The sequence below is a fragment of the Halodesulfovibrio oceani subsp. galateae genome (assembly GCF_055397225.1).
Window position 1 is genome coordinate 4,048,396 of the sequence record NZ_AP042453.1, and the last position, 26,218, is coordinate 4,074,613.

The following is a 26,218-nucleotide window of genomic DNA, read 5'->3' on the forward strand; positions in this document are numbered from 1 at the left end:
TTTTTTTTGTTTGGAACGTTATGGAGGTTTCAGGCTGTTAATAAGTTTGGAACTATGATGTGTTCCTCTAACTGTTCTGCACATTACTGCGCTACAGGGTAGAACGGCCAGAAGAGTGGAACAACAACGACAATAACGACAAAGCTAATGACCTGTAGTGGCCAGCCAGCTTTCATATACTGACCGAATGTATATTTACCCGGACCAAGCACGATAGTGTTAGGCGGGGTAGCAACCGGAGTAAGGAAACAGGCAGATGCAGACATTGCGATGCCCATAACCAGTGGCAGTGGAGAAAGACCACTACTAACTGCGATAGGAATAGCAAGCGGAGCCATGAGAGCTGCCGTTGCCGTGTTCGACATAAAGTTTGTTACTAGCGCCGTAACGGCACAGACCGCTGCTAGAAGTGCGTAAGGGCTGGTTACATACTGAACCATTGTGTCAGCGATGAGCTGAGCAGCACCTGACGATTTCATTGCGGTGGACATAGACAGCATACCTGCGAACAGGAAGATGGTTGTCCAGTCAACAGATCTGTAAGCTTCTTCCATGGTGATACAGCCAGTGATGATTACGAGACATGCGCCAAGCATAGCTGCGGTAACCAGAGGCATAATCTTTGTAGCCATAGCAACAACTACGAAGAAGAAGATAATAAGGGACCACCACATTTTGTGTGGGCGAGAAGGTTTAACAATTTCTGTTTGCTCACATTCTGTTGTGTTGTCAGGAAGGAATTTGTGTCCGATGAAGACATAGTATAAGATACCTACAACAAACAGAATAGCGCCGATTTTTGCGAATTCGAAGAATCCAAATGGCTCGATTCCGGCAGGTCCCATTTTTTCGAGTACGGAGTTAACCAGACCGTTTGGTGGTGTACCAACAAGAGTCATAGTACCGCCGAGAGACGCAGCGAACGCAACCGGCATAAGAATTTTACTTGGGCGAATGTTTGCAGAAGCACACATACCCATGATCATTGGAATGGCAACAACGGTTGTACCTGTGTTGGAGAGAAATGCTGAGAGTACACCAACAGAGCACATTGCTAATACGAGCAGGCGAGTTTCGCTGCCCTTGGATAGTTTTACTGTCGCTTGACCTATTTTATCTGCGAAACCGGTAATAAAGGTAGATTCACCGACAATAAACATTGCCATGAAGATAACAACCCATTTGTTACCAAAGTTAGCAAAGGCAGCGGTTGCAGGAATAACATTGAACATGCTCAATGAAACAGGAACAAGCATTGCTGTTACAGGGAGCGGGATGATATTTGAGAAGAAAAGCACTGCGGAAACAAGCAGAATGCCGAGTGTAATGTATGCATCCATTAATGGGTCTGCAGGAGCAGCTGCAGCGAAAGCAAGAGAACTACCTACGAGTAGGACAGCTCCGACAATAGAGAGCAAAAAAGCAAACTTTTTCATGTCGTATCCTCTGTTAAGGGGGAACGATGTCGCGCGAATCGTATGAACACATTTCGCGCTTTCAGGAACCGCCTGCAGTTGCCGCTGCAGGCGGTTTTCTGCGGCATTGATTATTTATAGTAACTTTCTACAAATGGGGCGATTCGAGCATGTGAAGCGGAGATACGTTGCTTGAGATCTTTTCTGTACGCTTCCATGTCTTGGATAGGCATTGTAGCAACGCCGGTATCCATAGCTGCTTGAGCAACAGCCGGGACTTCCCATTCAAGGACTCGTGGGTCGAGTGGCTTAGGAATAATGTAATCAATACCGAAGGTAAGAGACTTAACGCCGTAAGCATCACAAATTTCGCTAGGAACTGGCTCTTTTGCCAGATCAGCAAGTGACTGTGCTGCTGCGACTTTCATTTCTTCGTTAATGATAGTTGCACCTACATCAAGTGCGCCGCGGAAGATGTAAGGGAAGCCGGAAACGTTGTTAATCTGGTTAGGGTAGTCAGAACGACCGGTACCCATAATGCAGTTAGGGCTGGCTTCTTTAGCATCATCGTAGGTAATTTCTGGATCAGGGTTAGCCATTGCAAAGATAACAGGATCTTTAGCCATGGAACGAACCATATCTTTAGTAAGCAGACCTTTCTTGGAGAGACCAAGGAAGCAGTCTGTACCTTTAATAACTTCTTCAAGAGAACCGTAATCTTTGTCCTGAGCAAATTCTGCTTTGAACGGGTTAAGATCAGTACGGCCTTTATGGATAAGCCCACGGGAATCGAACATGAAGATGTTTTTAGGGTCAATACCCATCTGTACGTAGAACTTGGTGCAAGCAATACCTGCTGCGCCAGCGCCTACAACAACAACTTTCAAGTCTTCGAGTTTGCGGTTGGTGATTTCACATGCGTTGATGAGACCTGCACCGGAGATAACAGCTGTCCCGTGCTGATCATCATGGAATACAGGGATATTCATCATTTTTTTCAATGTTTCTTCAATGTAGAAACATTCAGGTGCTTTGATGTCTTCGAGGTTGATACCACCGAAAGTAGGCTCCATTGCTTTCACAATTTTGATGAGCTCATCAGAGTCAGTCACATCAAGGTTGATATCGAATACATCGATGTCTGCGAAAGTTTTAAAGAGAACGCCTTTACCTTCCATAACTGGCTTACCGGCAAGAGGGCCGATGTTGCCAAGACCAAGAACTGCTGTACCGTTTGAAACAACGCCAACGAGGTTGGATTTGCCAGTGTACAAAGCTGCAGTAGCAGGGTCTGCGTGGATTGCCATACATGCTTCGGCAACACCCGGTGAGTATGCCATGGAAAGGTCTTTCTGTGATGCACAAGGCTTCACAGGGACAACTTCAACTTTACCTCTACGTGGGAGCTTATGATAGTCGAGCGCTTCTTCTTTAGTGAACAATGCCATTATCTTTTCCTTTTTCAGTTGAGTTAAAATTCGAAGTTTGGTTTAGCGTACTGTTCGCCGCCATGGCTGTCGTTCACCACTAGCAGTGGAAAGTTTTCAACAGTCAATTCTCGAATTGCCTCAGGGCCTAATTCATCAAACGCGATTACTTTAGCTGCTGTAATGCACTGGGAGAGGAGAGCCCCAGCGCCGCCGGTTGCGCCAAAGTAAACACCGGTGTGTTCCTCAAGTGCCTTGCGGACTTCAGGACTACGTTTACCTTTACCAACGCTTGCTTTAACGCCAAGGCTGTGCAAACGCGGTGCATATGTATCCATGCGGTAGCTGGTGGTGGGACCAGCAGAGCCGATTGGTCTACCTTCTGGAGCCGGACTAGGACCAACGTAGTAAATAACAGCGCCTTTCAGTTCAAAAGGAAGCTCTTCGTTGTTGTCCAGCATATCGCACAGACGCTTATGTGCAGCGTCACGTGCTGTGTATATGGTGCCGGAAAGCTTAACTACGTCGCCAGCGCGCAGTTTTGCTACATCTTCATCTTTTAACGGTGATGTCATGTTGTAAGTAGGCATTAGAGTGTAACCTCCTTAATTCTGGAAGAATGACACTGAACGTTTACAGCCAGTGGCAGGCTGGCAATGTGACAAGGATGCATGGCGATTTTTACACCAAGGCATGTTGTCTTGCCGCCAAGACCCATAGGGCCGATGCCAAGCTGGTTGATTTCGTCAAGCAGCTCTTTTTCCATTGCAGCTAATTCAGGATCTGGGTTCTCGCCGGAAAGCGGGCGGAAGAGCGCTTCTTTTGCAAGAGAAGGAGCCAGATCGAAGGTGCCGCCAATGCCCACACCAACGATAGTCGGAGGACAAGGGTTCGGGCCTGCTTCTGCCATACGGCGTACAACAAACTCTTTAATGCCTTCCCAGCCCTGAGCCGGTGTAAGCATGGTGCAGCGGGACATGTTTTCAGAGCCGCCGCCTTTAGCCATGTGCTTGATGTTCAGTTTGTCACCTGCGACATGGGTAAAGTGGATAACTGCCGGGCTGTTGTCCGTAGTGTTCTTACGAGTGAGCGGATGACAGGAAGATTTGCGGAGCAACCCTTTTTCGTACCCGTCGATCATTGCATTATTGATGATCTCAGTAATGTTGCCTTCAATCTGAACTTGGTCACCGATTTCTACATAGAAAACGCCTAAGCCTGTGTCCTGACAGAGCGGGAGTCCTGACACCTTGGCAAGTTCTGCGTTTTCTAAAAGCTGACCGAGGATTTCTTTTGCAGAATCAGAGGTCTCGCTGTTACGTGCAACACGGATGGCGGTTTTTACGTCTTCCGGAAGGTAGCGCGCAGCCTTTAAAACCAGATCAACAACAGCGTCATGAATCTGTTCAGCCTTAATGACTTTCATGGCAGCATCCTTTGTGTTTGAGTTTATCAAGAACACGTTTTGGAAGAATTCCTTTTACGGAATGAATGGCAAGCATGCGACGCATAATGCCAAGCTGGTCCTGAAGCGGGATATGCTTAGGACAAACATCTTCACAACCGAGTAAACCCATGCAGCCGAATACGCCTTGATCGTTACCGATGACTTGATAGTAGTTTTCTTCGTTTCGCTCATCGCGAGGGTCAAGGTAGAAGCGAGCAACGCGGGCGATAGATGTGGCGCCGAGGAAGTCTTCACGCATGCGGGCGGTGCCACATGCTGAAACACAGCAGCCACATTCAATACAACGATCAAGCTCAAAAATGTCGTTAGCTAAATCGTTTTCCATACGAACTTCTTCTGCACTTGCATCAAATTTGTCATGGTCGTTATGAACCCATGCTTCGATACGGGCACCAGCATCACGGAACCAAGTTCCTGTATCAACGGAGAGATCACCGATGAGTTTGAATACTGGAAGTGGATGCAGAACAATATGATCAGGCAGATCTTTTGTCTGTGTATGACATGCAAGACCCGGTCTGCCGTTGATTACCATGCCGCAGGAACCGCAGATACCGGCACGACAACAGAAGTCGAACTGAACGGTAGGGTCCTGCTCATCACGGATAATATTAAGCGCGATGAACAGTGTCATGGAGTCATATTCATTTACGTAGAATGACTGCATGTGCGGTTCGGAATTAGGATCAAGTGGGTTGTATCTGAACACTTCAATATGTAGACGACGGCTCATACTATAACTCCTTAGCTAGCTTTTTTGGTCTGTTTTGCTTTCTTTTTATCCGCACCTTTGTTCGGCACACGAAGCTTTTCTTCAGGAATGTCAGCAGTAATAATTTGACCGCCGCCATATCCACGCTCGCCTGGAGGGATTTCAAAGTATGGAGAAGCATCTTCATATTTCAGTTCTGGGCGGGTCTCGCCATCTTTCCAGTACGCCAAAGTACGGTTGAGCCATTCTTTGTCGTTACGTGCAGGGAAGTCTTCACGAGTATGCGCGCCGCGAGATTCAGTACGCATGAGAGCGCCGTATGCAGTACACTGAGCAAGTTTGAGCATGCCCGGCATTCTGAGAGCCAATGAGATTTCAGGGTTAAAGCCAATTGCAGTGCCTGTAAGTTTGATATTTTTGGAACGGTCGACCAGTTCATCAAGCTTATCTACTGCTGCTTGCAGGTCTTTACCGTTACGGAAAATACCAACGTTATCCATCATGGTGCTGTGCATTTCGTCACGCAATTGGATAGCGCTTTCTTGTTTGCTACTGCTCTTGGTCATTTCCATAATGCGTGCTGCCACTTTTGTGTGGGCATCGTTAATGGCAGACTGTTTGAAATCAACAGTGTGACCCTGCAGGAACTCAACAATTTTCTTACCAACATAGCGACCAGCAACAACGGTTTCTGCAAGGGAGTTGCCGCCTAAGCGGTTAAAGCCGTGCATATCCCAACATGCTGCTTCACCAGCGGAGAACAGACCGTTAAGGCCGTACGCTGCGCCGTCTCTGTTGGTACGGATACCACCCATAGAATAGTGCTGAGTAGGACGGACTGGGATGAGGTCGTGGATAGGGTTAACACCGAGGAAGTTAGTACAGATGTCGTATACTTCACGGAGCTTAGTGGTAATGTGTTTCTCACCGAGATGGCGGATATCAAGCCAGAGATGATCGCCATATGGAGATTTAACCCCGAGTCCTTTGCGGATGTGTTCCTGCATACGGCGGGATACAACGTCACGGGAAGCAAGTTCTGCTTTTTCCGGTTCGTAATCCGGCATAAAGCGATATTCGTTTACGTCCAGCAGGGTACCACCGTCACCGCGGCAACCTTCTGTTACGAGAATGTCGGTAGGTACTGTACCGGTTGGGTGGAACTGGATAGCTTCCATGTTACCCATTGGTACGAGTCCGGTATCAAGTGCTGCAATCTGGCCGCCACCGTCACAGATAACTGCGTTGGTAGTAGCTCTGTAGATGCGGCCGTAACCACCGGTAGCAATCAATGTTGCTGTGGCAAGATACGCTTTTAATTCACCGGTTTTCAGACAACGAACAATTGCGCCAAGGCAGTTTTCACCATCATGAATAAGTGCTTCAGCCTGAGTACGGTCATGAATACCTACTGCATAGCGTAAACACATAGAATCAAGTGTGTTCAAAACAGAGCGGCCTGTACCATCAGCGGTGTAACAGGTACGCCATTTTGCGGTGCCACCAAATGCGCGAGCGTGGATGAGGCCGTGCTTGTCGCGTTTTTCTTCAGCATCAAATGGCTTACCACCTTTGTAGTAAGTATGGACGCCTGCTTCTACACGGTTCCAAGGCACACCCCAGTGAGCAACTTCACGCATTACAATCGGAGCGGTGTCTGCAAAAATTCGTGCAACTTCCTGGTCACAACCCCAGTCAGAACCTTTTACGGTATCAGCAAAGTGAATGTCCGGACAGTCGCCGTCACCCATAATTGCGTTACCAAGTGCCGCCTGCATGCCACCCTGAGCAGCAGATGAGTGAGAACGGCGCGGTGGAACGATTGAAAGACAAGTTACATCAAAACCAGCCTTAGCAGCTTCTACAGCAACGCGTTCCCCGGCAAGTCCTGCGCCTATACAGAGTAAATCACTATAAATAATTTGCATGAGATAATCCTGTTAATCTAGTTGGCAGTTAAACCGTAAGGAACAAAAAGCGGATAAGTGTAATCAGACCAATGGAGATAAAACCAATCATCATGTAATTTTCAAGACGCTGGTACCATTTGCGGTTTGCTTTAGTAATGAATCCGTACTTTACGCCAATACGATAGAAGCCGATGCCAACATGGATTTCGGCAAGAGGAAGAAGGACAAGGTAGAATGGAAGCCAAGTTCCACTCTGGATACGTGCAGCACTTTTTACTGCAGTAATAGGAAGATCTGTAAGAACGACCCACATGTGAATGGAGGCCATAACAAGAATAAGAAGAGCTGTTACAACCTGAGCAAGCCAGAGCCAGGTATCTTTGTGGTGCATCATTACGCTATGTTTTACGAAAGCATTTGATTCTTCTGCACGCCAAGGCATTTTACGAGCAGCGAGAATGAAATGTGTAAAAATAAGCAGGCCGATAAGTGGGCCCCCAACCTGTGCCATGTAGGTGGTTTCAAAGAACCACGCAATGGCATCCATTACTTTGGGGCTTATGAGTACACTTGATACGAGCATTAAGTGCGCCCAAAGGAAAACTATAAGTAAAACTCCTGACAACATTTGCATGACGTCAAGGCGTCCTACTCCGGCTCCGTTTTTTCTTACATGTAGCGTAAGCGTACTAGCATCCATGGTCTCTCCTTAGCAGGTAACTTGTGGTGCAGGGGGATAAAAGAGCTGTTGATGATAACTTTCAAACAGTTCTGCTTAGTTCTGCACCGTTAGTGTTGAGCGGTAACCCATTAATTTGGGTCGTTGTTACCTGCTTAAAAGCATGGAGCATGCCAAAAAATATAAAAGCGCAAATTGAATAAAAACAGGCACTTAATATTGTTTGATTAATGAAATATAACAGTTATTTTCTTGCGGGGCAGGAAAACTCTCCTCTTTGATAAGAAAAGTATGTCTCCGCTGGGCAGGAGGGCGTCGCCTCTCCACAAGGGGCTGGCATCCGAAGAAGCTGTTCCATGTGGCTACTGGCGCAAATATTCTTGAAAGGGATGCCATCCCTGTCCCATCCCAAGGGAGCATGTCCCCTTAACCCAATTGTATTCTCATGCGTCTGTATCTTATTAACCTAATCAACATAAAAAGGGCTGTCCTACATATGTAGGGCAGCCCTTTAATTTTGAGAAAGATAGGGATGAATAAGCCGCGAGGTTACGTAAAAAACGTGCTGACCTCGTTATTAAAAGTTTTAGGAGATCCTTAAGAAGCCCTTTTCCAAAAGGGTTCTTAAGCCGCCGGAGGCAAAAAAACAAAATAAATTCTGCTAAAAATGCTGTTAGATTTACCTAACTATCTTATTTGATATGATGTTTTTTGAGCAACGCATAGAGGCGGGACTGAGATAATCCAGAAAGCTCGACAGCCTGCTTGATGGAACCTCTAGTGGAGTTGAGTAGTTGGGTAAGGTAGCTGTGCTCTGCCTTTTCAATCACTGCATTCCTGTGTTCCTGCATGGTAGGAAGTCCTTCATCGCTGGCTTCATAGGAGAAGTTTGAAGGCAATCCTTCTTTAGGGGATTCGTGCGGGGTTATTCTGCTTTTAGCAAGACGAGCACGAAGAGCAGGCGGTAGATGTTTGATGAAAATACGTGATTCGTTGCGGGATGTTGAGACCATAAATTCAACGGCATTGACCAGTTCGCGAATGTTTCCCGGCCAGTCGTAATCTTCCAGTGTGGTGAGAACACTTGGGTTGAATGCTTTGGAATTGAGCCCATTCCTCTTGAAGAAGAGCGTCATGTAATGGTCGATGAGTAGTGAAATATCTTCGCGTCGTTCGCGTAATGGCGGAAGTGTGATTTTTGCAGAGCAGATACGGAATGCTAAATCTGTTCGAAATGTGTTTTCTTTCTGCATTGTATCAAGGTTTCTGTTGGTGGCGGAAATGAGTCGAAAGTTACATGGAACTTCTTTCTTGCTGCCAAGTGGGCGAACTTTTCGTTCCTGAAGAACCCGTAAGAACACTTTTTGGGTAGCAAGAGGCAGTTCGCCTATCTCATCTAGAAAGAGAGTTCCGTTGTTCGCTTGCAGAATAAGTCCATCTTTATCCTGCAACGCACCTGTAAAGGTGCCTTTTTCGTGCCCGAAGAGAATGGTTTCAATCAAATTTTCGGGCAATGCTGCACAGTCTACGACGATAAAGGGTCCCTTGCTGCGTGCGCTGTTGTTGTGCAAGGCGCGTGCGAAAAGTTCTTTACCTGTTCCTGTTTCGCCGGAAAGCAGAACGTTCATGTCGCTGGCCGCAAGTTTTCCAACTTGCTCCAGACTGCGTGTAATTGCGTTGCTTTCGCCAATAATGTTTTCCCTGCGGAGTGCCTGAATCTGGCGAACTTTTCGGGATGAAAGTTTGTCGGAACGGTATTCCAATGCGTTGGATAGGGTGTCCATAATCGTGTGGATCGAGTCACCTTTTTCTATATAATCCCATGCGCCGTTGGATATAGCCAGTTCCGCAGCATCTGGGTCACCATTACCGGTTATGATAATGAGCTCCGGATGTGCCGGTTGATTCATAATGTCAGTGATAATGTCCATGCCGTTTCCGTCTGGCAGTTGGACATCAAGAAACACAGCATCAAATTCTTTCTGTGTTGCTTTTTGCAGGGCATCATGAATTGTCGCAGCTGAGTCCGCAGCATACCCGAGATGGCGTGCTGCGCGGCAAAGCGCATACGTTACGTCAGGATCATCATCAATTATGAGTATTGCTGGTGTATTCATGAGGTTCCTTATCTGTTGAGCAGGATTCGTCGAGCAAATGGCGCACCGCTTCACACAGGAGCGCGGGCTCGAACGGCTTTGAGAAGAACTTGGTTACACCTAGGTCTTCCCATTCGGATGGAGTTTCAGCGCATAAATCGCTTCCCTCCAGTCCACTATATAAAATCGTCGGCATGTTCGGCCTAACTGAATGGATCTCTTTAATGAGTTCTGTACCAGTCAGGTGTGGCATCATCTGGTCTGTTAACAGCAGATCAAAATTTTCGGGGGCAGCGCTAAACGCCGCAAGTGCATCTCTGCTGTTGGTGAAAAGTGATACGTTGTAGCCGTAGTGGGAAAATAGTTTCTCTACAGGGTAGGCTAGATCTTTATCGTCATCCACAAAGAGGATGGATTCTGTTCCGCCCTGAACTTGAATTGCGTTGAGCGGCTGTGGTGCTTCTTCTTCAGATTTCCCTGCGTACGGCAGAAGTACTGTGAAGGATGTTCCCACATCCGGTGTGCTTTCAACGCTGATGTGTCCTTTGTTTTGCTTAATAATCGAAGATATTACGGAAAGTCCTAGTCCTGTTCCACCTACTTTTTTACGGGTTGTATAGAATGGATCAAATATTTGATCGATTAAATGCTGCGGAATGCCGGTTCCTGTATCACGAACAGTAAGAGCTACATAATGGTATGGAGAAATCTTCATTTCCTGCGCTTCAGGAAGACTTACTTCACGCACCGACAACTCAATATGCAGACTGCCTTTTGTTCCATCCATGGCTTGAACAGCGTTAGTGCACAGGTTCATGAGTATCTGTAAATATTGGTCTGGGTCAGCATAAATAAGAGCTGAATTGCATCTGTTGCGAACAGAAACATCGATGGTCGCAGGAATGAATGATTCAAGGAGACGCATGCATTCCTGCAAGACAGTAGCAGGACGCATAAGCTGTACGTGGGTACTGTTGCGTGTGCTGAATGCTTTAATTTTCCGCACCAGTGCTTTACCGCGGTTGGCTGCTTGTAAAATTCGCCGCAAATCTTCATGCGCCGACATACTTTCTTTCATGTCGATGAGCGCAAGTTCACTGCACGATATTATTGCCCCAAGAATATTGTTGAAATCGTGCGCAATACCACCTGCAAAAATACCGATGGCTTCCATTTTCTGTGCATGACGCAGCTCTCGTTCCATTTGTTTCCATGGTTGAACAATGGTGTTGATCATATAGAAACTTGCCGGAACAACTAAAAAGAACAGTACAAAAGTTGTACCCACGGAAACGATTATAATCGCCTTCTGAACGTGACTTTCTAACTTCGTGGCAAGTGCGTTTTGTTCGGCATCAATGGTGTCAATATAGGTTCCCGTGGCAATCCAGAAGTCAGTACCGGGGATCATTTGCGCATATGCGAGCTTTGGGAGTGGTATTTCTTGCCCTGGTTTGGAGAACCAGTAGGTGGTGTATCCGCCGCCGTTTTCAGCGGCTTTTGCAAGGTCGGCAATATATTTGTGACCGTTTTGGTCTTCGTGTTCGAGGCGATTGGTGTTGATGAATTCTGCATGGAGCGGGTGGGCAATGTTTATGCCTTGTGTGTTGTACACAAAATAGTACCCGTCAGTGTCGTAGCGCAGGTCTTTAATAGCTTTTTGAATTTGAGCCTGTTGTTCTTCTTTCGGGATGTTTTTGAGTTGATTACTCAACAAATCTGAAATGGTGCGGATGGAGTAGGCAATGCTTCGCTTGTAACCTGTAAGCATGGCTGTTTGGGATTCTACGATCGCGTCTTGCTTCACTTTATTCATGTAATAAATGTACGTGATGCCGATGGTCGCAGAGAAAAAAAACATAAAGACCAGTAATAACGTGACTCTATTTGTAATCGTCGGTTGGTCAGACACTGCACTTACTCCATACGTAATGAAAGAACACGTAGTGACTGTAGGACAAGCTTGAAAAAAGGAAAAGGGGAAGTGGCAACTTTGCAGTTTAGCACTAGTAAAACCGCTGTTATTCACAGATCCGATCGAGGTCTATGTGCGTAAAGTAAATGTTTGTAGTCTGTTACGTATTGTTTTGTAAAGCAATTAAGGATGGAGACTTCATCAGTGTTTTTTCTAAAAGCGATGGCAACAGGAATTTCAGCGTTTGTGAAGCAGACTTTTTTTATTTCAGCCAGTGGTGCAGTGTTCGTATTGGGTAATCGAGTAGTCGAATATCTAAGTAACATATCAAGTGTATTATTAAAGAATACTGAATTTATAGTTGCCAATAAATAGACTGATTGAAGATATTTTGCCTCAAGTTTACTCTGTTATGTTTTTCTTATGTAATATTGAATTTAAAAAAATGACTATTGCTATATTCACAGGTGAATAAACAATGCATTGTGTAAATAAATTCTTTATAAAAATTTTTGAAATAATGCTGCATAGAGCTTTATAGGTATCAATACAAATACGAGTCATTTTTTATAGTTAATACTTCATTATGGTTTGAATAGTATGGAATTTTTTTTAAATGAAACACTATGAATCTGTTAAATGATTTTAAAAAAAGGTTGTAGTCGTTTTTTTGTTTATATTTTATAAATTCGGATATTTCTTGAAAGTTTTTTTGAAACTGAACGTTGCAGCTTTCTTGTGTTTTAACAGTCTGTTTCTGAATTTATATGTTCTTACAAGTAGCGAAAATTGCATGACTGACTTTCAGCGGGAAAGGTGAAAATTTTCGTAAGGTGGCCTTGGGGTAGTTACAACGGACTATTTTTTACACATGCCTTACCGTTTTTTGGGGAAAAGCAGGGATATGTGTCTAAGTAGGCTGCATCTGCTTGTTTGACGTGTTTAAAAAAGAGGTTGGGGGGCTGGGGTCGATTGCTCAAAGCTTTCAGCTTGTACCGCGTAATGCAGGGAGTCGTGGAGTTGAAGTGAGTATTTTGGGCCTAGCAAATTTTCATACAGCGGGGATACGTAAAGACGATGTGCTTGTACGAGGTGACCGGAAGGCCTCTTGTCTTGTTCATTGAGCAGATGTCTCTACGGTAATGCTGGATGAAAAAGCGATTGCTCTGGATAGGATTCTCAAGGAAAAACGCCAATCCTTGACGTATAGGCTCGTGAATTAAGAATGATGATTGTCAGAAAAATAGTTTGTTTTCTTTCTGCAGTGCTGATCGTCTGTGTTGTGTCCTTTGGGCATGTGGGGGGTGGAATCGCTGCAGAGGGGAGAGATATCAGCATGGGGTTTAAGGATGCTGATATTCGTGTGCTTATTAGGTTCATAAGTGAACTTACGGGAAAAAATTTTATTGTTGATAACCGTGTTTGTGGCAACGTCACAATTTATTCTTCTACAAAAATGAACGTTACTGAAGCGTACAGAGTTTTTGAATCCGTTTTAAAGGTAAATAAATTTTCCATAGTGCCAAGTGGGCGCGCGTATAAAATATTGCCCATGGCTCTTGCCAAAATTGAGGCTCTTTCTACGCTGACATCATCCCATGCCCACGATGATGATGCACCGGAAGGTAATCAACTTGAGACGCAGGTTTTTAGGCTTAAGCATTCGAGCGCCATCGAGCTTTTCAAAATCTTAACAAGGGTGATGGGATCAAATGGTGTTGTAATTGCTTACGCGCCAGATAACTTACTTATTGTTACCGCGCCGTATCTGCTAAATATTCAAGTTATGAAGTTGATTCAACGTATCGATAAAGAAAAGTTTTCTCCGCAGGTTAGAATTTTTCCTCTCCAATTTGGTGACGCCAAAAACGTTGCTGCCCGTATTAATGCTATTGTCGAAGTTCAGGTAAAAAAGCAGGTTAAGCTTGGCAAAAAGTCTATTGCCGTTGTTCAGGCAGGTGAGCGAATAAACGCAGTTGTAGCTCTTGCCGATCCGGAAACAATACAGATTGTGGAATCACTGGTTAATACTTTGGATATTCAAACTCCGAAAGGGAAGGGCGGTATTCACACGCTAGCTTTGGTAAATGCCAAAGCAGAAGACGTGGCAAAGATTGTTAATACGCTGGTTGAGCAACAAGGGAGGACAAAAGAACAGAAAGTTCTTTCCCGCGAAGTAAAGGTTGTGGCTGATAATGCAACAAATTGCCTTGTCATTACCGCTCGACCAGACGATTTTGATATTCTTGTGGGTATAATCAAGGAACTTGATCTGCCCCGCCGGCAGGTATTTATTGAAGCAGCAATCATGGAAGCATCAAGTGATTCCAGTTTTAATTTCGGTGTAAACTGGGCAGGAGCATTGGGCGGTGGTAATACACGCCTGATTGGCAGCGCTAATCATGGTGGTGGCTCTATATCGATACCAAATAACGGCTCACCAGGTTTTGTTGGTTTTCCATCAGGCGCATCGATTGGTGCTGTACTGACGGATGCATTCAGCATTGGTGGGACTCCGTATAGTATTCAATCCATTTTACGTGCTGTAAAAGGCGACAACGCGTTTACTCTTTTATCAACGCCACAGTTGCTTACTTTGAACAATGAAGAAGCACGGGTTGATATTGTCGATAATATTCCGTTTGTTAAGCAGTCTGTGGTGACGACAGTTAACAGTGTAAGTACGCAGAGTGTTGATTACAAAGACGTGGGCGTGAAGCTGAAAATTACTCCAAGGATTGGAGCGAACGGGACATTGCTTCTTAATGTTAATCAGGAAGTCAGCCGCGTTGTGAATTCGTTGATTGACTTGGGGCAGGGGCAAAATCTTATTGCGCCGACTACCCGTAAGCGAGAGGTGGAAACCACTATTCGTATGGTAGATGGGCAGACTGCTGTTATCGCGGGCTTGCTAGGCAAAGATGATTCCAGCAATAATTCTTCTACACCTTTGTTGGGGGAAATTCCTGTACTTGGTTGGCTTTTTAAACAGAAGAAAAAAACCAGCACAAAAACTCATCTGTATATTTTTATTTCTGCACGCATCATTAATACCGTGGAAGAGACAGAGCGTTTGACTCTTGAAAAGAAACGGAAATTTCTTTTTTCTCGGATCAGGAAAGAAGGTGGTGGGCCAATAATGAGTGAGCCGCGCCTGATGCCGCCTGTGATGATACTGAGATAGGTACTATGACGAATTTGAACTGATAACAGCAGGATGCTGTTGTAAAATAGTTGCCGTAACGTGCACTACTTTTGGTGTAATTGTCATGCCGGATATTTTTCTAACTTCAGGCATTGTTAAGTAAAATAGAGAACTGGCGCTTAAGGATGGCAGCACTCGTTATGGATTCATTGAAAACGTGTTGGTAAAGTAAAGGCGAGCCCAAAAGGCTCGCCATATTTTTTTGTATCGGAATACGTCTACAATTTTTGACGTCAGGGGAAAACAAATTGTATTCACCTAGTTGTCTTGCACATGTCTTGCAGACCCTGTGGAGAATCACTTTGATGTCTGCTGTCGGTTTTAACTGTCGCGCTGGATCTATACGAAAGTACAATTTTATTCAGATAAGCAGCAGGAAAAAGCGGTGCAGTATAGAGCTCTCGTGTAATGATGTTCCTGAGAAGTTCATATTACTGAATGAGCATCAGCAAAAAGTACTCACGTACTATTTTGCTATGACTGTTCCCTGAGGATAATGCTGCCTGTAGCCATCTGTTCATTTTCAGGATCATCAGAGAATGTAAAATACAAACGGATGTTGTCGGAAGCCGAGAACGGCTTGACTGTTAATCGGCAATCGCTTCCGCCAAGGCTTGTATAGTCTTGAAATTCAAATACCACCGGATTATCTGCCATAGAATATGCACACCGTTCTATTGAAATTTCATTGCTATAGATGCCATTACGGTCTTTGAACCCTCTATCCTCTGTAGACTCATGATCAAAACGTAATTTCCAGTGAGATGGGGCTTGTGTCATTGAGGAGTCTGGCTGTTGGTCTTTGGGAACCTCAGCAATATCGTACCATGTTTTTAATTCACAACTGAGTATGAAAGTTTCTAGCACAATATCATTATCAGCAACGTCACTGGCATATGTAATATCAGCAGCGGGTTGCTTTGTTATAGAAATGCCTGCAACTCGCCCAACAGAACTTGCGGGAACGAAATAGACAGTAGTAGATGTTTGAGCAAGTTTGCTGCTTGTGTTTTGATCCAACACTTCGATAGAGATTTCTTTTTCTCCGATGGGTGAATCTGAGATTGCTATAAGATCAACACTGCTCGGTATGGCGAAGGCGAATGAATCCTCTACTACTGTGGGCATGACAGAAAGAATGAGGGTCGCTCGTGTGAGGTTATCGGCACGGAAAGCAAAACCCTCTGGAGCATTAAATTGTATCATAACAGCATCAGACATATCTTCAGAGGTCACTGAACCGTAGGCAGGCGTAACACTAGCAACGAGTTGTTGATCACCGATGGTTGCAACCGAGTTCTTGTGAATCGTAAGATGTGAACCTTCATCAAAGATGAAAAGTTTTGGTGTGCCAGTACTTGTGACGGATTTGGTGGCAACGGCATCTTTAGCCTTGACCTTAAAAGTCATGGTGTAGGTTACAGCAGGATCATCGGCGGCAGTGAATGTGATGTAGTATTTTGAGTCAATAGGTGACGTCTTACAATCAAAAAAGAAGCTGAACTCGGTTCCGTTGGCATATATTTTTTCGCCAGCGGTAATTTTTTGATCCTCAATTGCAGAGACTAACTGCCCTTCGTTTAGTGTCCCTTTTTCGGGAACCGCAGATATTTTGAATCCACCTGCGAAGGTTGGAACCGGTGCTTTGGTCGATTCTTCAGTAAGGTCAGATACACTATCTGTGTTGCTTAAAATAGAAACTTTGAATGTAAGCGGGATAGCGTTAGTCTGTTGAGGTGTTGCAATTTCAGGTGGAAGTAGTTCAAGCGCTTCGTTTTCTTCAAGAATTTTAGTAAGAATGAAAGATTCTGGAACTTCATCATTACGAAGCTCAGATGTTAGAATAGAATTAACCGTTTGACTGAATTCATAGCGTTCTTTTTCGCGTTCAATTGGATTCTTTTCTAAATCATATAGAAGGGTACAGACGCGATTTTGAATGTTTCCCAGCTGGGATGCCATGTAGTTAGCAATACCGACAGACATTTTTTCTTTATTCAATTGCTTTGCTGCACCTAGAAACGTGTCGGTTTGCATAGCTATAGCGCATTTTTCAATGTTCTTGGAAAATGATTCCATAGCACTGTTGTTTGCCTCGTCTCCAAGATCTAAAACTACCATGAATGTTTGTTGCAGTACTTCATGCTTGAGTAATCCGTCGCCTAGAGGGTCTGCAAATGGATAAATATCCCGGAACCCAAGAGTATTTTGAGTAAGAGAAGTGACAATTCTTTTTGCTTCATTCGCCGCATCAACAGAACTGCCGTTAAGCTCAAATATGTTTGCAGCGAGTGTGGTGACGGGGGTGAGATATGCAATGTCATCTTTAGACATCATTATCCCACGTAACTCTGCTCTAAAATTTTCGTACGTTTTTGTGTTGTGGCCTGTGCCATCTGAGTTTGCACGTAAAATGACAGGGTATGTTGTAATTTTTTCTATATCAGAAAAGTGAATATGCCCTTTTTTTGTAAGGCCAACAGGAATCCATGCTCCATTAACACATGCATCAACTCTGGCATTATCAATTGGAGCAGCAACGACAGCGCCAGAAATCACATCCTCTTTTTTAGACGTGTTGTCAGGTGCTGACTCTTCAATTGTTTGATTGCATCCGACCAAGAGAAGTAAAGCGATTAGCAGAAAAATTGATTTGTAAAGTGTTTTTTTCATACAACCCCCCAGTTGTACGAATCTAGTTACATATTTTTAATTGTTTTAATATTTTTTTTTACAATGCAATTGGTATGCAAATAGATATGTCTATTTTTGTATAAGAAAAATGTTCTGTATTGATTCAAGAGACGTAGAAAGAACTTTTTTGTAGTGAGTGTGTTTATGAAGAAAAAAAGCAACATAAACAGCCTGGTGTGTAACTGCACAATAAAAAAAGTACCACAATGTTAAGGCGTTGTTATTGCGTGTAGAAAAAGAATATAAGTTTTGCACTATGCTTTTTTACAGTCCTTTCTGTGTGAAAGCGATACGCTAAATCTTATCTCTATTGCACACCTGTGCACGTCTATACCTTGTTAGCATCTAACAAAAAATCAGTTTTTATTGTTTTGTTCATTTATTACAGTGTGTTGAGTGTTTGTGAAAAAAGAATAACTTTATTCATAAGTAATGTATCAATCTGTATTTATTGGATCATATGCTACCGCGTAAGTGTAGTTTTTTATGGCTTTAAAGCTTTTTGCTGTTGATGGAGGGGGGCGTTGTTGTGGTAAAAAATTTCTACAGTTGGGAAAGAGTAATCGCAAAGGCAACGTTATCTTTGGCAAGCAGTTTTATTTGCTGATAACACGTCACACAAAGCGATTTGGGAGTACTTGGTTTGCTGTTGCTGCGATAAAAGAAAAAGTTTCGTAACGTCATAATAAAGTTGAACTATAAAGTTTGAGAGTGTGGTGCGATAGCGGGAAAAACAAGTGTGAAGCGTATAGAATCAGCACAATATATAACGTCCAAAGTATTCTTTGGACGTTTTATTGTTTGAAAACACTAATTTTTTACATTGTTGTATAGAAAGTTAATGTTGCTAAGTAATTGCGATAGCCTTGAGACTGTGTCATGAATTAGTCGATTTTATACTGTGTTGTTTATTGCCACTTATTACTTGTTACCGCTGAATGGAGCGTTACTCCTATTCAGCATTAAGGAGGTTAGGGTGAAACGAATTATATCAGTACTTGCATGTGTGCTTTTGATGGCATCTGTTGCTGTTGCAGCATCCCCGAAAGATACATTTGTGTTTGAAAGCTATGGTACAGTCCGGACACTTGATCCTGCATGTGCGTATGATGTTGTGTCACATCAGCGTATTATGAACATTTACGAGTCTCTCATCTTTTTTGACGGCTCTGCTACTGACAAATTTGGGCCAGTTCTTGCCACTGAAGTTCCATCCGTTGAGAATGGTGGTATTCGTGATGATGGCAAAACATACGAATTTAAAATCCGTAAGGATGTAAAATTTCATAATGGCAACGATCTTACTGCGGAAGACGTAGCGTATTCCATTAAACGCCACATGGTCGTTGATCAGGAAGGCGGCCCGATGTGGATGATGCTTGAGGCTGTTGCCGGAGTATCCAGTACCCGTAAAGACGGTAAAATTATTGATGGTATCTTTGAGAAGATTGATAAGTCAGTCGAAGTCAAGGGTGACTCCGTTCTTATCCATCTTCCGAGGCCATTCCCGCCACTGCTTGCTGTTCTTGCCTATTCATATGGCGGTGTCATTCTTGATAAAGAATGGACTATAGCAAACGGCGGCTGGGACGGTACTGTGAAAAATGCAGCTAACTTCAATGGGCCTGCTTTCGGTGCAGAACCATTGCAGAAAATTGCAAACGGTACCGGCCCGTATAAGATGCTAAAATGGACTCCTTCCAACGAATTTATTTTCCAGCGTACTGATAACTACTGGGGTGAAAAGCCTGAGCTTAAAACCGCAATCATCCGCTACAATAAAGAATGGAGCTCTCGTAAGCTTGCTCTTCAAAATGGTGATGCTGACCGCGTTACTGTTGATGCTCAGTACCTCTCAGAAGTTCAGGATATGGACAACGTAAAGCTGTTTTCTGTTCCTCAACTCTCTGTTACCGGAGCAATGTTCTGTCAAAAAATTAATCCTGAAGCGAATCCGAACATTGGTTCCGGCAAGCTTGACGGTGAAGGTATTCCGCCGAACTTCTTTGCAGACATCAACGTGCGTAAAGCATTCCTTCATGCATTTGATCGCCAAATGTATATCGAGGATGTGTGGAACGGTAACGTTACAATTCCTACTACTCCAAACGCAAAAGGGCTTCCTTATTCCAAAGTGGAGCCTGTGTATGAATACGATTTGGAAAAAGCTGCTGAATTCATGAAAAAGGCATGGGGCGGTAAGGTTTGGGATAAAGGCTTCAAAATGGTTCTTACCCACAATACAGGTAATGCCCAACGTGAAGCTGCAGCACTTATGATTGCTGAAAATATTATGTCCCTGAACCCTAAATTCCAGATTGAAGTACGCAACGTAGACTGGAAAGATTACACTGTAGGGTACCGCAAGTTCATGTACCCACTCTTCATTATTGGTTGGGGTGCAGATTTCCCTGACCCTGATAACTTCCTTACTACCTTTATGGCATCCACCGGCCCTTACGGTAAGTTCATGGCATACAAGAATGACGAAGTAGATAAGCTTGCAAAATACGCACGTTTTGAAATTGACCCTGATAAACGACGCGATGCGTATTACCGCATGCAGGATCTTTGGTTCGAAGATGCCCCCGGGCTTATTTTGTACCAGAAGGTCGATCACTTTGCGTACCGTTCAAATATCGACGGGTTTATACCAAACCCAATGCTCGATCACGAATGGGAATACTTAAAACTGCTGAAGAAGAACTAAATAATAACATAACGTCATGCCCCGAAGGACACACCTTCGGGGCATTCACAGGATGTCATGACTGCTTATATTATTCGGCGGCTACTCTTTCTAGTGTTTGTTCTGTTCGGTGTATCAATCCTTATTTTTGGATTGCTCTCCACCTTCAGTCCAGAACGACGCGCTGCTGCTTATGTGACTTCACCTAAGCAAGCTGAGAATATTCCGCTTATCATTCAGGAATATGGATTGGATAAGCCTTTCTATGTTCAGTACGGCAAATGGGTACAGCAAGTTGCAAAAGGAAACCTCGGCTGGTCGCTTGTTGCGGCGCGTCCGGTCGCACAGGCTTTCTGGACCTACTTCCCAACTACACTTGAACTTAACCTGTTGGCATCACCCCTTGTCATCATCGTCGGTATATGGCTTGGGACAATGTCGGGGGTTCATCGAGATTCCTTTTTTGACCATTCGACGCGTATTGCTGCGATTGTCGGGTGGTCGTTACCAACATTCCTGTTCGCTCTTATTCTGCTGATGGTGTTTTACGGGTATCTGGGGATGTTTTCCCCTGGGATTCTCTCCAGCAAATTGTCTCTGTGGGTTGCCAATCATCCGGATGAATTTGTCCGATATACTGGCATGTACACCTTTGATGGTCTGCTAAACGGCAGGCTCGATATTACCCTCAATGCACTTAGGCACTTAGTCTTGCCTGTTATTACACAGGTTATTGTAGTTGTTGCGTTGCTCATGCGAGTCATGCGTTCCGGCATGATTGAAGAAATGAACAAAGACTACATAATTACAGCAAAAGCCAAGGGCGCAGATTTCAAAACAATCTACAAAAAACACGCCAAAAAGAACGCTCTTATTCCAGTAATCACAGTTGCAGGGCAGCTTGTGGCACTTTCAATGGAAGGCTCCATTGCCGTAGAGGTAGTATTCAGCCGTCAAGGCATGGGGTGGTGGCTTGCAGAATCGGCAACACAGCTTGATATGCCGGTGCTCATGAGCGTGTGTATGTTTGTGGGGCTTGTGTTTGTAACTTCAAACCTGATTATTGACATTATGTACGCATATGTTGATCCACGAATCAGGCTTCACTAGGAAGGATGCTTATGGAAACTAGTACAGCTATTAACGCGGTACAGGCACATGAGCACCCACGTCTTCGTGAGCTCAAATTTACTCTTGCTCGTATTTTTAGAAACCCGACAGCTGTTATCGGCGTTGTGTTGCTGGCATTCTTTATTGGAGTGGCTATAGCAGCTCCATATATAGCACCGCCAAAATATGCACATGCGCCGTACAAAATGCCGCACAAGGGATTCTCTCCAACACCTAAAGCGCCTTCAGAGCGTTTTATTATGGGTACTACCTCCGGTCAGTACGATATTTTCTATGGGGTTGTCTGGGGAACCAGAACCGCCTTTAAGATAGGTCTGTTCGTTGTGGGTATCGCAGGTTTTGTAGGTGTTACTTTGGGCGTGCTCGCCGGATACTATGGCGGGTGGTTCGACGAATTCCTCATGCGTTTTGTAGACATAGTATGGTCTATTCCGCTCCTTGTACTGGCGATGACAATCGTTGTTGCTTTCGGGAGGGGGTTGGAAAATATTATGATTGCCTTGGCCCTTGTGGAATGGCGGTGGTATGTGCGTGTTATCCGTTCTGAAGTCTTAAAGCTGCGCAATCAAGAATTTGTGCAGGCTGCAAAATTGATGGGCGTATCCGATTTCAAAATCATTCTGCGCCATATTCTGCCAAACTCAATTTACCCTGTGCTGATTATGGGTTCCATGGATATGGGCTCAATGGTTATCAGTGCATCGTTTATGAGTTTTGTGGGGCTTGGTGCGCCGAAAGGGTATGCAGACTGGGGGCAGATGGTTGCACTTGCTCGTAACTACATTGTAGGCCCTGTAAACGATCCACTTCAGTTCTGGTACACCATATTCTTCCCCGGTATCTGTATTATCCTTTTCGTATTGGCGTGGAACCTGCTCGGTGATGCCCTGCGTGATGCCTTTGATCCGAAGCTGAGGAGACGCTAGCCATGGCTGTTTTACTTAAAGCACAAAATCTTACTACGAACTTTTATACCTATGAAGGTGCTGTAAGAGCACTGGATAAGTTCAGCCTGACAATCGATCATGGCTGTACCTACGGACTTGTTGGCGAGTCCGGTTGTGGTAAGTCTGTAACTGTTCGTTCTATGCTTCGTGTCATTCAATCTCCCGGTGTTATTGAAGACGGAAAGGTGTTGTTTTCTGAAAAATCCGGTGCAGAGCCCATTGATCTGCTGGCGCTTTTAGAAGAAGAAATGGAAGGCATCCGCGGTGATTCTATCTCAATGATCTTTCAGGAACCGAACGCAGCGTTGAATCCTGTGCTGACCGTCGGGTATCAAGTTGCAGAAAGTTACCTTTTCCACCGTGTTGCGGAGATGAGTAAAAAAATCTGTGATGAGATTGATGCCGGAGTTTCGCACGGATTGTTAACGCCGTTTTATCGAAAAATGCTTGGTATTGCGGCAAAGCACCCTAAGTCAGGTTTCTTAAAGTTTTGTTCACAGGTTCCTTTGTTGAAAATGTGGGAAAGACCGTTAAAAAAAGAAGCGTTGCTACGCGCAATCGACATTGTCGGGAAGCTTGGTATTGCGAATCCTGAAGAGATTGTTACCCGTTATCCGCATAACCTTTCCGGTGGTATGAAGCAGCGAATTGTTATTGCTATTGCCCTTGCTTGTCACCCGACATTGCTCATTGCGGATGAAGCTACATCTAACCTCGATGTAACTGTTCAGGCGCAGATTCTTCAGCTGTTGAATGATCTGAAAAAAGAGAGCATTTCATCTATTCTTCTCATTACGCATGACCTTGGTGTTGTGGCGGAAACTTGTGAGAAAGTAGGGGTGATGTATGCAGGTACTCTGTGTGAAACCGGTGATGTGAAGGATGTTTTCTCAAATCCGTTGCATCCGTATACAGAAGCGCTGCTTACCTCTGTTCCTAAGTTTAATCAGGAAGGCGAGTTACAATCCATTGAAGGTAGCGTGCCGAACCTTGTACATCCTCCATCCGGCTGTCGATTCCATCCTCGTTGTCCAAAAGCAATGGATAAATGCTCCACTGTGAAGCCGGAGCTGAAGGAATTGATTCCGGGACATCTTGTTGCCTGCCATTACGCAGAACAGCAAATTGGGGGGCTGTCATGAAAAAGAAGATAATCGAGCTGAAAGGGCTTGAGAAGCACTATCCGGTATTCGGTGGTGTACTTAAGCGTCAGGTAAATTCAGTTAAAGCGTTGGACGGTATTGATCTGGATATTTATCGCGGTGAATGTCTGGGAGTTGTAGGTGAATCCGGTTGCGGTAAGACCACAACCGGTAAAGCCATTATCAACTTACATGCACCTACAGGCGGCGAGGCGATCTATTATCCTGAAGATGGTGAGCCAATGGATCTTGCGAAAATGTCTAACAGACAGATGAAAAACGCAGGTATTCGCAGTCGATTACAGATGGTGTTTCAGGACCCGACAACGTCTTTGAATCCGCGCATGCTTATCAAGCATATTATTGCGGAACCGATTAAAGAGCAGGAAAAACTTGGTGCACGTGAACTGGAGGAAAAGATTGTTTCCATTCTGGAAATGGTCGGTCTTTCCCGTATGCACCTGATGCGGTATCCGCATGAGTTTTCCGGTGGTCAACGTCAGCGCATTGCCGTTGCACGTGCTATAGCGGCTTCACCTGAGTTTATCGTACTGGATGAACCAACGAGTGCGCTGGATGTATCTGTACAGGCTCAGATTTTGAACCTGTTGGATAAGCTGCGTAAGGAGCTGAATCTTACATACCTGTTTGTTACACATCATTTGTTGGTGGTGAAATACATCTCTACTCGAATTGCTGTAATGTATTTGGGTAAGTGTATTGAAACGTGCCCGACAGACGAGTTGTTCAGCAATCCGCTGCATCCATACACTCATGCGCTTCTCTCCGGTATTCCAAATCCGGAAGTTGCTGCGGTTTCAAACCGTATTGTTCTGGAAGGTGATGTGCCTAGTCCGCTTGATCCTCCAAGCGGTTGCCGCTTCCATACCCGCTGTCCGTTCTGCATTGATGTGTGCCGTACGGATGAACCGGCTCTTATTGATGTAGGCAAAGATCATAAAGTTGCCTGTCATCGTCAAGATACGGTCCATAAACTAGTTAAAGAGAAATATGGCATAAGCGGATATTTCTAAATAGTTGCATAACTTATATTCTTAAAAGACCAGCCGCACCATCCTTGTGTTGCTGGTCTTTTTTTGTGCCGAGAGTGTTGAAAGCAACTGTGTGACATGGGCATGACAGAATTTACTTTACCCGCATGCGGCGAAGTAGATTTTTTCATGCCTAAAAGTGCATAAAAAAAAGAAATGTAAAATCAATATATTGAACGATGGTCTCATTGTGTGTGGTAGGTACTGCAAAAGTAGGTTTAAAACTGTAACAATCTGTTTTGCCTTGCAAATAGCATGTATAAACAACTGTTGTTGTGTATGGAATAACAATAATGTGAACTTCATTTATGACGAAATGCACTTGATTTACACTATCTGTCTGTGTAGAAAATGTCTTCGTCATGAAAGAGAGCTGTTGTTACAGTCTTTTTATGTACAAAAATGTCAAAAAATACATGTTGTGTGTGTATAGTGTATGCAATGTGAAGAAGCAAAAGACACACAGTATTACATAGAAGCATATTGCCTGTTGTTCATAGAGGCAGCTTGGGGTGTGATGTTGTACTATGAAAAAGGGAGAGGTATGCTTTCAAAGAATTTAGGTGCCGTCAGCATTGTTGCCGGTACATCCATCGGCGCGGGGATGCTCGGGCTTCCAATGGCTATCGGAAGTCTCGGATTTGTAACAGGATCTTTGGTTTTGTTGTTTATGTGGATTGTGGCAATGTATGTTGCTCTACTCCTGCTTGAAATCAATCTTGAGTTCGGCAAGGGCGTTAACTTAAACTTCATGACCCGCAAAATTCTTGGTCGTCCCGGTCAGTTGCTGGGTACAGGTAGTGTTTTCTTCTTATTCTACTGTCTTCTTGTTGCATACCTTACCGGTATGGGCGGCATTATCGCCAGTAATACGGGCTTAGATGCACGCATGGGTACCCTGATATTTGCTGGCATAAGTGCTACTTTGCTTTTTTCCGGCACTCACTCTGTTGTTACAGCAAACAAGTACCTCTTTATCGGAATGCTGGTTGCTATGGTTGTCTGCTTTGCCACACTTGGTGGGCAGTTGAATCTTGAAAACCTTGCAATCGGTCAGCCAAAAGCAAAATTACTGATAATGTCTTTGCCTGTTCTGTTTACATCTTTTGGCTACCATCCATGTATTCCAAGTATTGTTAACTACATCGGTGATGATAGAAAAACACTGATTCGTATTTTTGGAGTGGGCAGTACCATTCCGTTTATTTGCTACTTTGCATGGTTAACCCTTGCTTTGGGTAGCGCAACGCCTGATCAGCTTGCTGTAATGGATAACGTTGATGTTTTGATCAGCCAGATGAGTGGCGGCTCCACATGGGTTTCCTCTATTCTGTCCCTGTTTGCATCTCTTGCATTAGTAACCTCATTTATTGGCGTAGCCTTTGCCTTGTTTGATCTTGTGGCAGAAACCTTCCGCCGTAAGGATGACAAAGTCAGCCGTGCAGGAACAACCGCTATGGTATTCTTTCCACCGCTCGCGGCATCCTTGTTAGCTCCGAATGGTTTTATTGCTGCTCTTGCTCACGCAGGTGCTGCCTTCACCATTATTGCTATCTTTATTCCATGCGTAATGGTTTGGAAAATGCGTGCGGCTGGGTTGAATAAATCTTACCGTGTATTTGGTGGCAAGCCTGCTCTTGTTTTGAGTTTCATGTGCGGCATTGTGATTGTAACTGCCAGCTACCTTTAGACCTTTATCTATTTTTGGGCACTTCGCGTGCTGACTTGTTCAGAAT

The 26,218-nt window shown here is 44.4% G+C and carries 18 protein-coding genes; 8 read left to right on the forward strand and 10 right to left on the reverse strand.

Features of this window, described 5'->3' with window-relative positions; translation table 11 throughout:
• Positions 1–83 precede the first annotated feature (83 nt).
• The 9 genes from ACZ5V1_RS17705 to ACZ5V1_RS17745 all read right to left on the reverse strand — a co-directional run bounded on the left by ACZ5V1_RS17705 (position 84) and on the right by ACZ5V1_RS17745 (position 11,619).
• A complete protein-coding gene (locus ACZ5V1_RS17705; protein WP_464389986.1) occupies positions 84–1,436 on the reverse strand; it encodes an SLC13 family permease in 1,353 nt (450 codons plus the stop codon).
• A gap of 110 nt (positions 1,437–1,546) precedes the next feature.
• A complete protein-coding gene (locus ACZ5V1_RS17710; protein ID WP_464389987.1) occupies positions 1,547–2,863 on the reverse strand; it encodes a malic enzyme-like NAD(P)-binding protein in 1,317 nt (438 codons plus the stop codon).
• Between the two features lie 23 nt (positions 2,864–2,886).
• Positions 2,887–3,432: a Fe-S-containing hydro-lyase gene (locus ACZ5V1_RS17715; RefSeq protein ID WP_160712382.1), complete on the reverse strand. Its 546-nt coding sequence runs from the start codon at positions 3,430–3,432 to the stop codon at positions 2,887–2,889.
• On the reverse strand, positions 3,432–4,268 hold the full coding sequence (locus tag ACZ5V1_RS17720; RefSeq protein WP_160712384.1) for a fumarate hydratase: 837 nt from the start codon (positions 4,266–4,268) through the stop codon (positions 3,432–3,434). Before ACZ5V1_RS17720 ends, ACZ5V1_RS17715 begins: the two co-directional genes overlap by 1 nt.
• Entirely contained in the window at positions 4,255–5,043 is a 789-nt protein-coding gene (locus tag ACZ5V1_RS17725; RefSeq protein ID WP_464389988.1) for a fumarate reductase iron-sulfur subunit, read from the reverse strand. Before ACZ5V1_RS17725 ends, ACZ5V1_RS17720 begins: the two co-directional genes overlap by 14 nt.
• Positions 5,044–5,054: 11 nt before the next feature.
• Positions 5,055–6,950, reverse strand: coding sequence for a fumarate reductase flavoprotein subunit (locus tag ACZ5V1_RS17730; RefSeq protein ID WP_464389989.1), 1,896 nt, complete (start codon positions 6,948–6,950; stop codon positions 5,055–5,057).
• 28 nt (positions 6,951–6,978) lie between these two features.
• The gene (locus ACZ5V1_RS17735) at positions 6,979–7,632 is read right to left on the reverse strand and encodes a succinate dehydrogenase/fumarate reductase transmembrane subunit (protein ID WP_160712390.1); all 654 of its coding nucleotides are present in this window, start codon (positions 7,630–7,632) and stop codon (positions 6,979–6,981) included.
• A 671-nt stretch (positions 7,633–8,303) separates the two neighbouring features.
• Entirely contained in the window at positions 8,304–9,728 is a 1,425-nt protein-coding gene (locus tag ACZ5V1_RS17740; protein ID WP_464389990.1) for a sigma-54-dependent transcriptional regulator, read from the reverse strand.
• Entirely contained in the window at positions 9,700–11,619 is a 1,920-nt protein-coding gene (locus ACZ5V1_RS17745) for a cache domain-containing protein (protein WP_464389991.1), read from the reverse strand. Before ACZ5V1_RS17745 ends, ACZ5V1_RS17740 begins: the two co-directional genes overlap by 29 nt.
• 1,339 nt (positions 11,620–12,958) lie before the next feature.
• Here ACZ5V1_RS17745 and gspD point away from each other — a divergent pair.
• Positions 12,959–14,806, forward strand: coding sequence for a type II secretion system secretin GspD (gene gspD, locus ACZ5V1_RS17750; RefSeq protein WP_464389992.1), 1,848 nt, complete (start codon positions 12,959–12,961; stop codon positions 14,804–14,806).
• 495 nt (positions 14,807–15,301) lie between these two features.
• Here the strand turns inward: gspD and ACZ5V1_RS17755 are convergent, their stop codons facing one another.
• A complete protein-coding gene (locus ACZ5V1_RS17755) occupies positions 15,302–17,500 on the reverse strand; it encodes a hypothetical protein (protein ID WP_464389993.1) in 2,199 nt (732 codons plus the stop codon).
• A gap of 507 nt (positions 17,501–18,007) precedes the next feature.
• Here ACZ5V1_RS17755 and ACZ5V1_RS17760 point away from each other — a divergent pair.
• From ACZ5V1_RS17760 to ACZ5V1_RS17790, 7 genes are all read left to right on the forward strand, one after another.
• Positions 18,008–18,199, forward strand: coding sequence for a hypothetical protein (locus ACZ5V1_RS17760; RefSeq protein ID WP_464389994.1), 192 nt, complete (start codon positions 18,008–18,010; stop codon positions 18,197–18,199).
• Positions 18,200–18,497: 298 nt separating this feature from the next.
• Complete coding sequence (locus tag ACZ5V1_RS17765) at positions 18,498–20,231, forward strand: ABC transporter substrate-binding protein (protein WP_464389995.1); 1,734 nt, start codon at positions 18,498–18,500, stop codon at positions 20,229–20,231.
• Positions 20,232–20,288: 57 nt separating this feature from the next.
• Positions 20,289–21,320 carry an ABC transporter permease gene (locus ACZ5V1_RS17770; protein ID WP_464389996.1) on the forward strand — a complete coding sequence of 344 codons (1,032 nt, stop codon included), beginning with the start codon at positions 20,289–20,291 and terminating at the stop codon, positions 21,318–21,320.
• An 11-nt stretch (positions 21,321–21,331) separates the two neighbouring features.
• On the forward strand, positions 21,332–22,267 hold the full coding sequence (locus tag ACZ5V1_RS17775) for an ABC transporter permease (RefSeq protein WP_464389997.1): 936 nt from the start codon (positions 21,332–21,334) through the stop codon (positions 22,265–22,267).
• 2 nt (positions 22,268–22,269) lie between these two features.
• The gene (locus ACZ5V1_RS17780; RefSeq protein WP_464389998.1) at positions 22,270–23,430 is read left to right on the forward strand and encodes an ABC transporter ATP-binding protein; all 1,161 of its coding nucleotides are present in this window, start codon (positions 22,270–22,272) and stop codon (positions 23,428–23,430) included.
• A complete protein-coding gene (locus ACZ5V1_RS17785) occupies positions 23,427–24,464 on the forward strand; it encodes an ABC transporter ATP-binding protein (RefSeq protein ID WP_464389999.1) in 1,038 nt (345 codons plus the stop codon). Before ACZ5V1_RS17780 ends, ACZ5V1_RS17785 begins: the two co-directional genes overlap by 4 nt.
• A 562-nt stretch (positions 24,465–25,026) precedes the next feature.
• The gene (locus ACZ5V1_RS17790; protein WP_464390000.1) at positions 25,027–26,172 is read left to right on the forward strand and encodes an amino acid permease; all 1,146 of its coding nucleotides are present in this window, start codon (positions 25,027–25,029) and stop codon (positions 26,170–26,172) included.
• Positions 26,173–26,218 lie beyond the last annotated feature (46 nt).

What these genes read in the sequence shown, in the direction of transcription:
- ACZ5V1_RS17735 (WP_160712390.1), bottom strand. Translation starts at nt 7,632, where the DNA reads ATGGATGCTAGTACGCTTACGCTACATGTAAGAAAAAACGGAGCCGGA.
- ACZ5V1_RS17775 (WP_464389997.1), top strand. Translation starts at nt 21,332, where the DNA reads ATGGAAACTAGTACAGCTATTAACGCGGTACAGGCACATGAGCACCCA.
- ACZ5V1_RS17720 (WP_160712384.1), bottom strand. Translation starts at nt 4,268, where the DNA reads ATGAAAGTCATTAAGGCTGAACAGATTCATGACGCTGTTGTTGATCTG.
- ACZ5V1_RS17760 (WP_464389994.1), top strand. Translation starts at nt 18,008, where the DNA reads ATGGCTTTAAAGCTTTTTGCTGTTGATGGAGGGGGGCGTTGTTGTGGT.
- ACZ5V1_RS17715 (WP_160712382.1), bottom strand. Translation starts at nt 3,432, where the DNA reads ATGCCTACTTACAACATGACATCACCGTTAAAAGATGAAGATGTAGCA.
- ACZ5V1_RS17770 (WP_464389996.1), top strand. Translation starts at nt 20,289, where the DNA reads ATGACTGCTTATATTATTCGGCGGCTACTCTTTCTAGTGTTTGTTCTG.
- ACZ5V1_RS17710 (WP_464389987.1), bottom strand. Translation starts at nt 2,863, where the DNA reads ATGGCATTGTTCACTAAAGAAGAAGCGCTCGACTATCATAAGCTCCCA.
- ACZ5V1_RS17730 (WP_464389989.1), bottom strand. Translation starts at nt 6,950, where the DNA reads ATGCAAATTATTTATAGTGATTTACTCTGTATAGGCGCAGGACTTGCC.
- ACZ5V1_RS17755 (WP_464389993.1), bottom strand. Translation starts at nt 17,500, where the DNA reads ATGAAAAAAACACTTTACAAATCAATTTTTCTGCTAATCGCTTTACTT.
- ACZ5V1_RS17780 (WP_464389998.1), top strand. Translation starts at nt 22,270, where the DNA reads ATGGCTGTTTTACTTAAAGCACAAAATCTTACTACGAACTTTTATACC.
- ACZ5V1_RS17790 (WP_464390000.1), top strand. Translation starts at nt 25,027, where the DNA reads ATGCTTTCAAAGAATTTAGGTGCCGTCAGCATTGTTGCCGGTACATCC.
- gspD (WP_464389992.1), top strand. Translation starts at nt 12,959, where the DNA reads ATGGGGTTTAAGGATGCTGATATTCGTGTGCTTATTAGGTTCATAAGT.
- ACZ5V1_RS17705 (WP_464389986.1), bottom strand. Translation starts at nt 1,436, where the DNA reads ATGAAAAAGTTTGCTTTTTTGCTCTCTATTGTCGGAGCTGTCCTACTC.
- ACZ5V1_RS17785 (WP_464389999.1), top strand. Translation starts at nt 23,427, where the DNA reads ATGAAAAAGAAGATAATCGAGCTGAAAGGGCTTGAGAAGCACTATCCG.
- ACZ5V1_RS17725 (WP_464389988.1), bottom strand. Translation starts at nt 5,043, where the DNA reads ATGAGCCGTCGTCTACATATTGAAGTGTTCAGATACAACCCACTTGAT.
- ACZ5V1_RS17740 (WP_464389990.1), bottom strand. Translation starts at nt 9,728, where the DNA reads ATGAATACACCAGCAATACTCATAATTGATGATGATCCTGACGTAACG.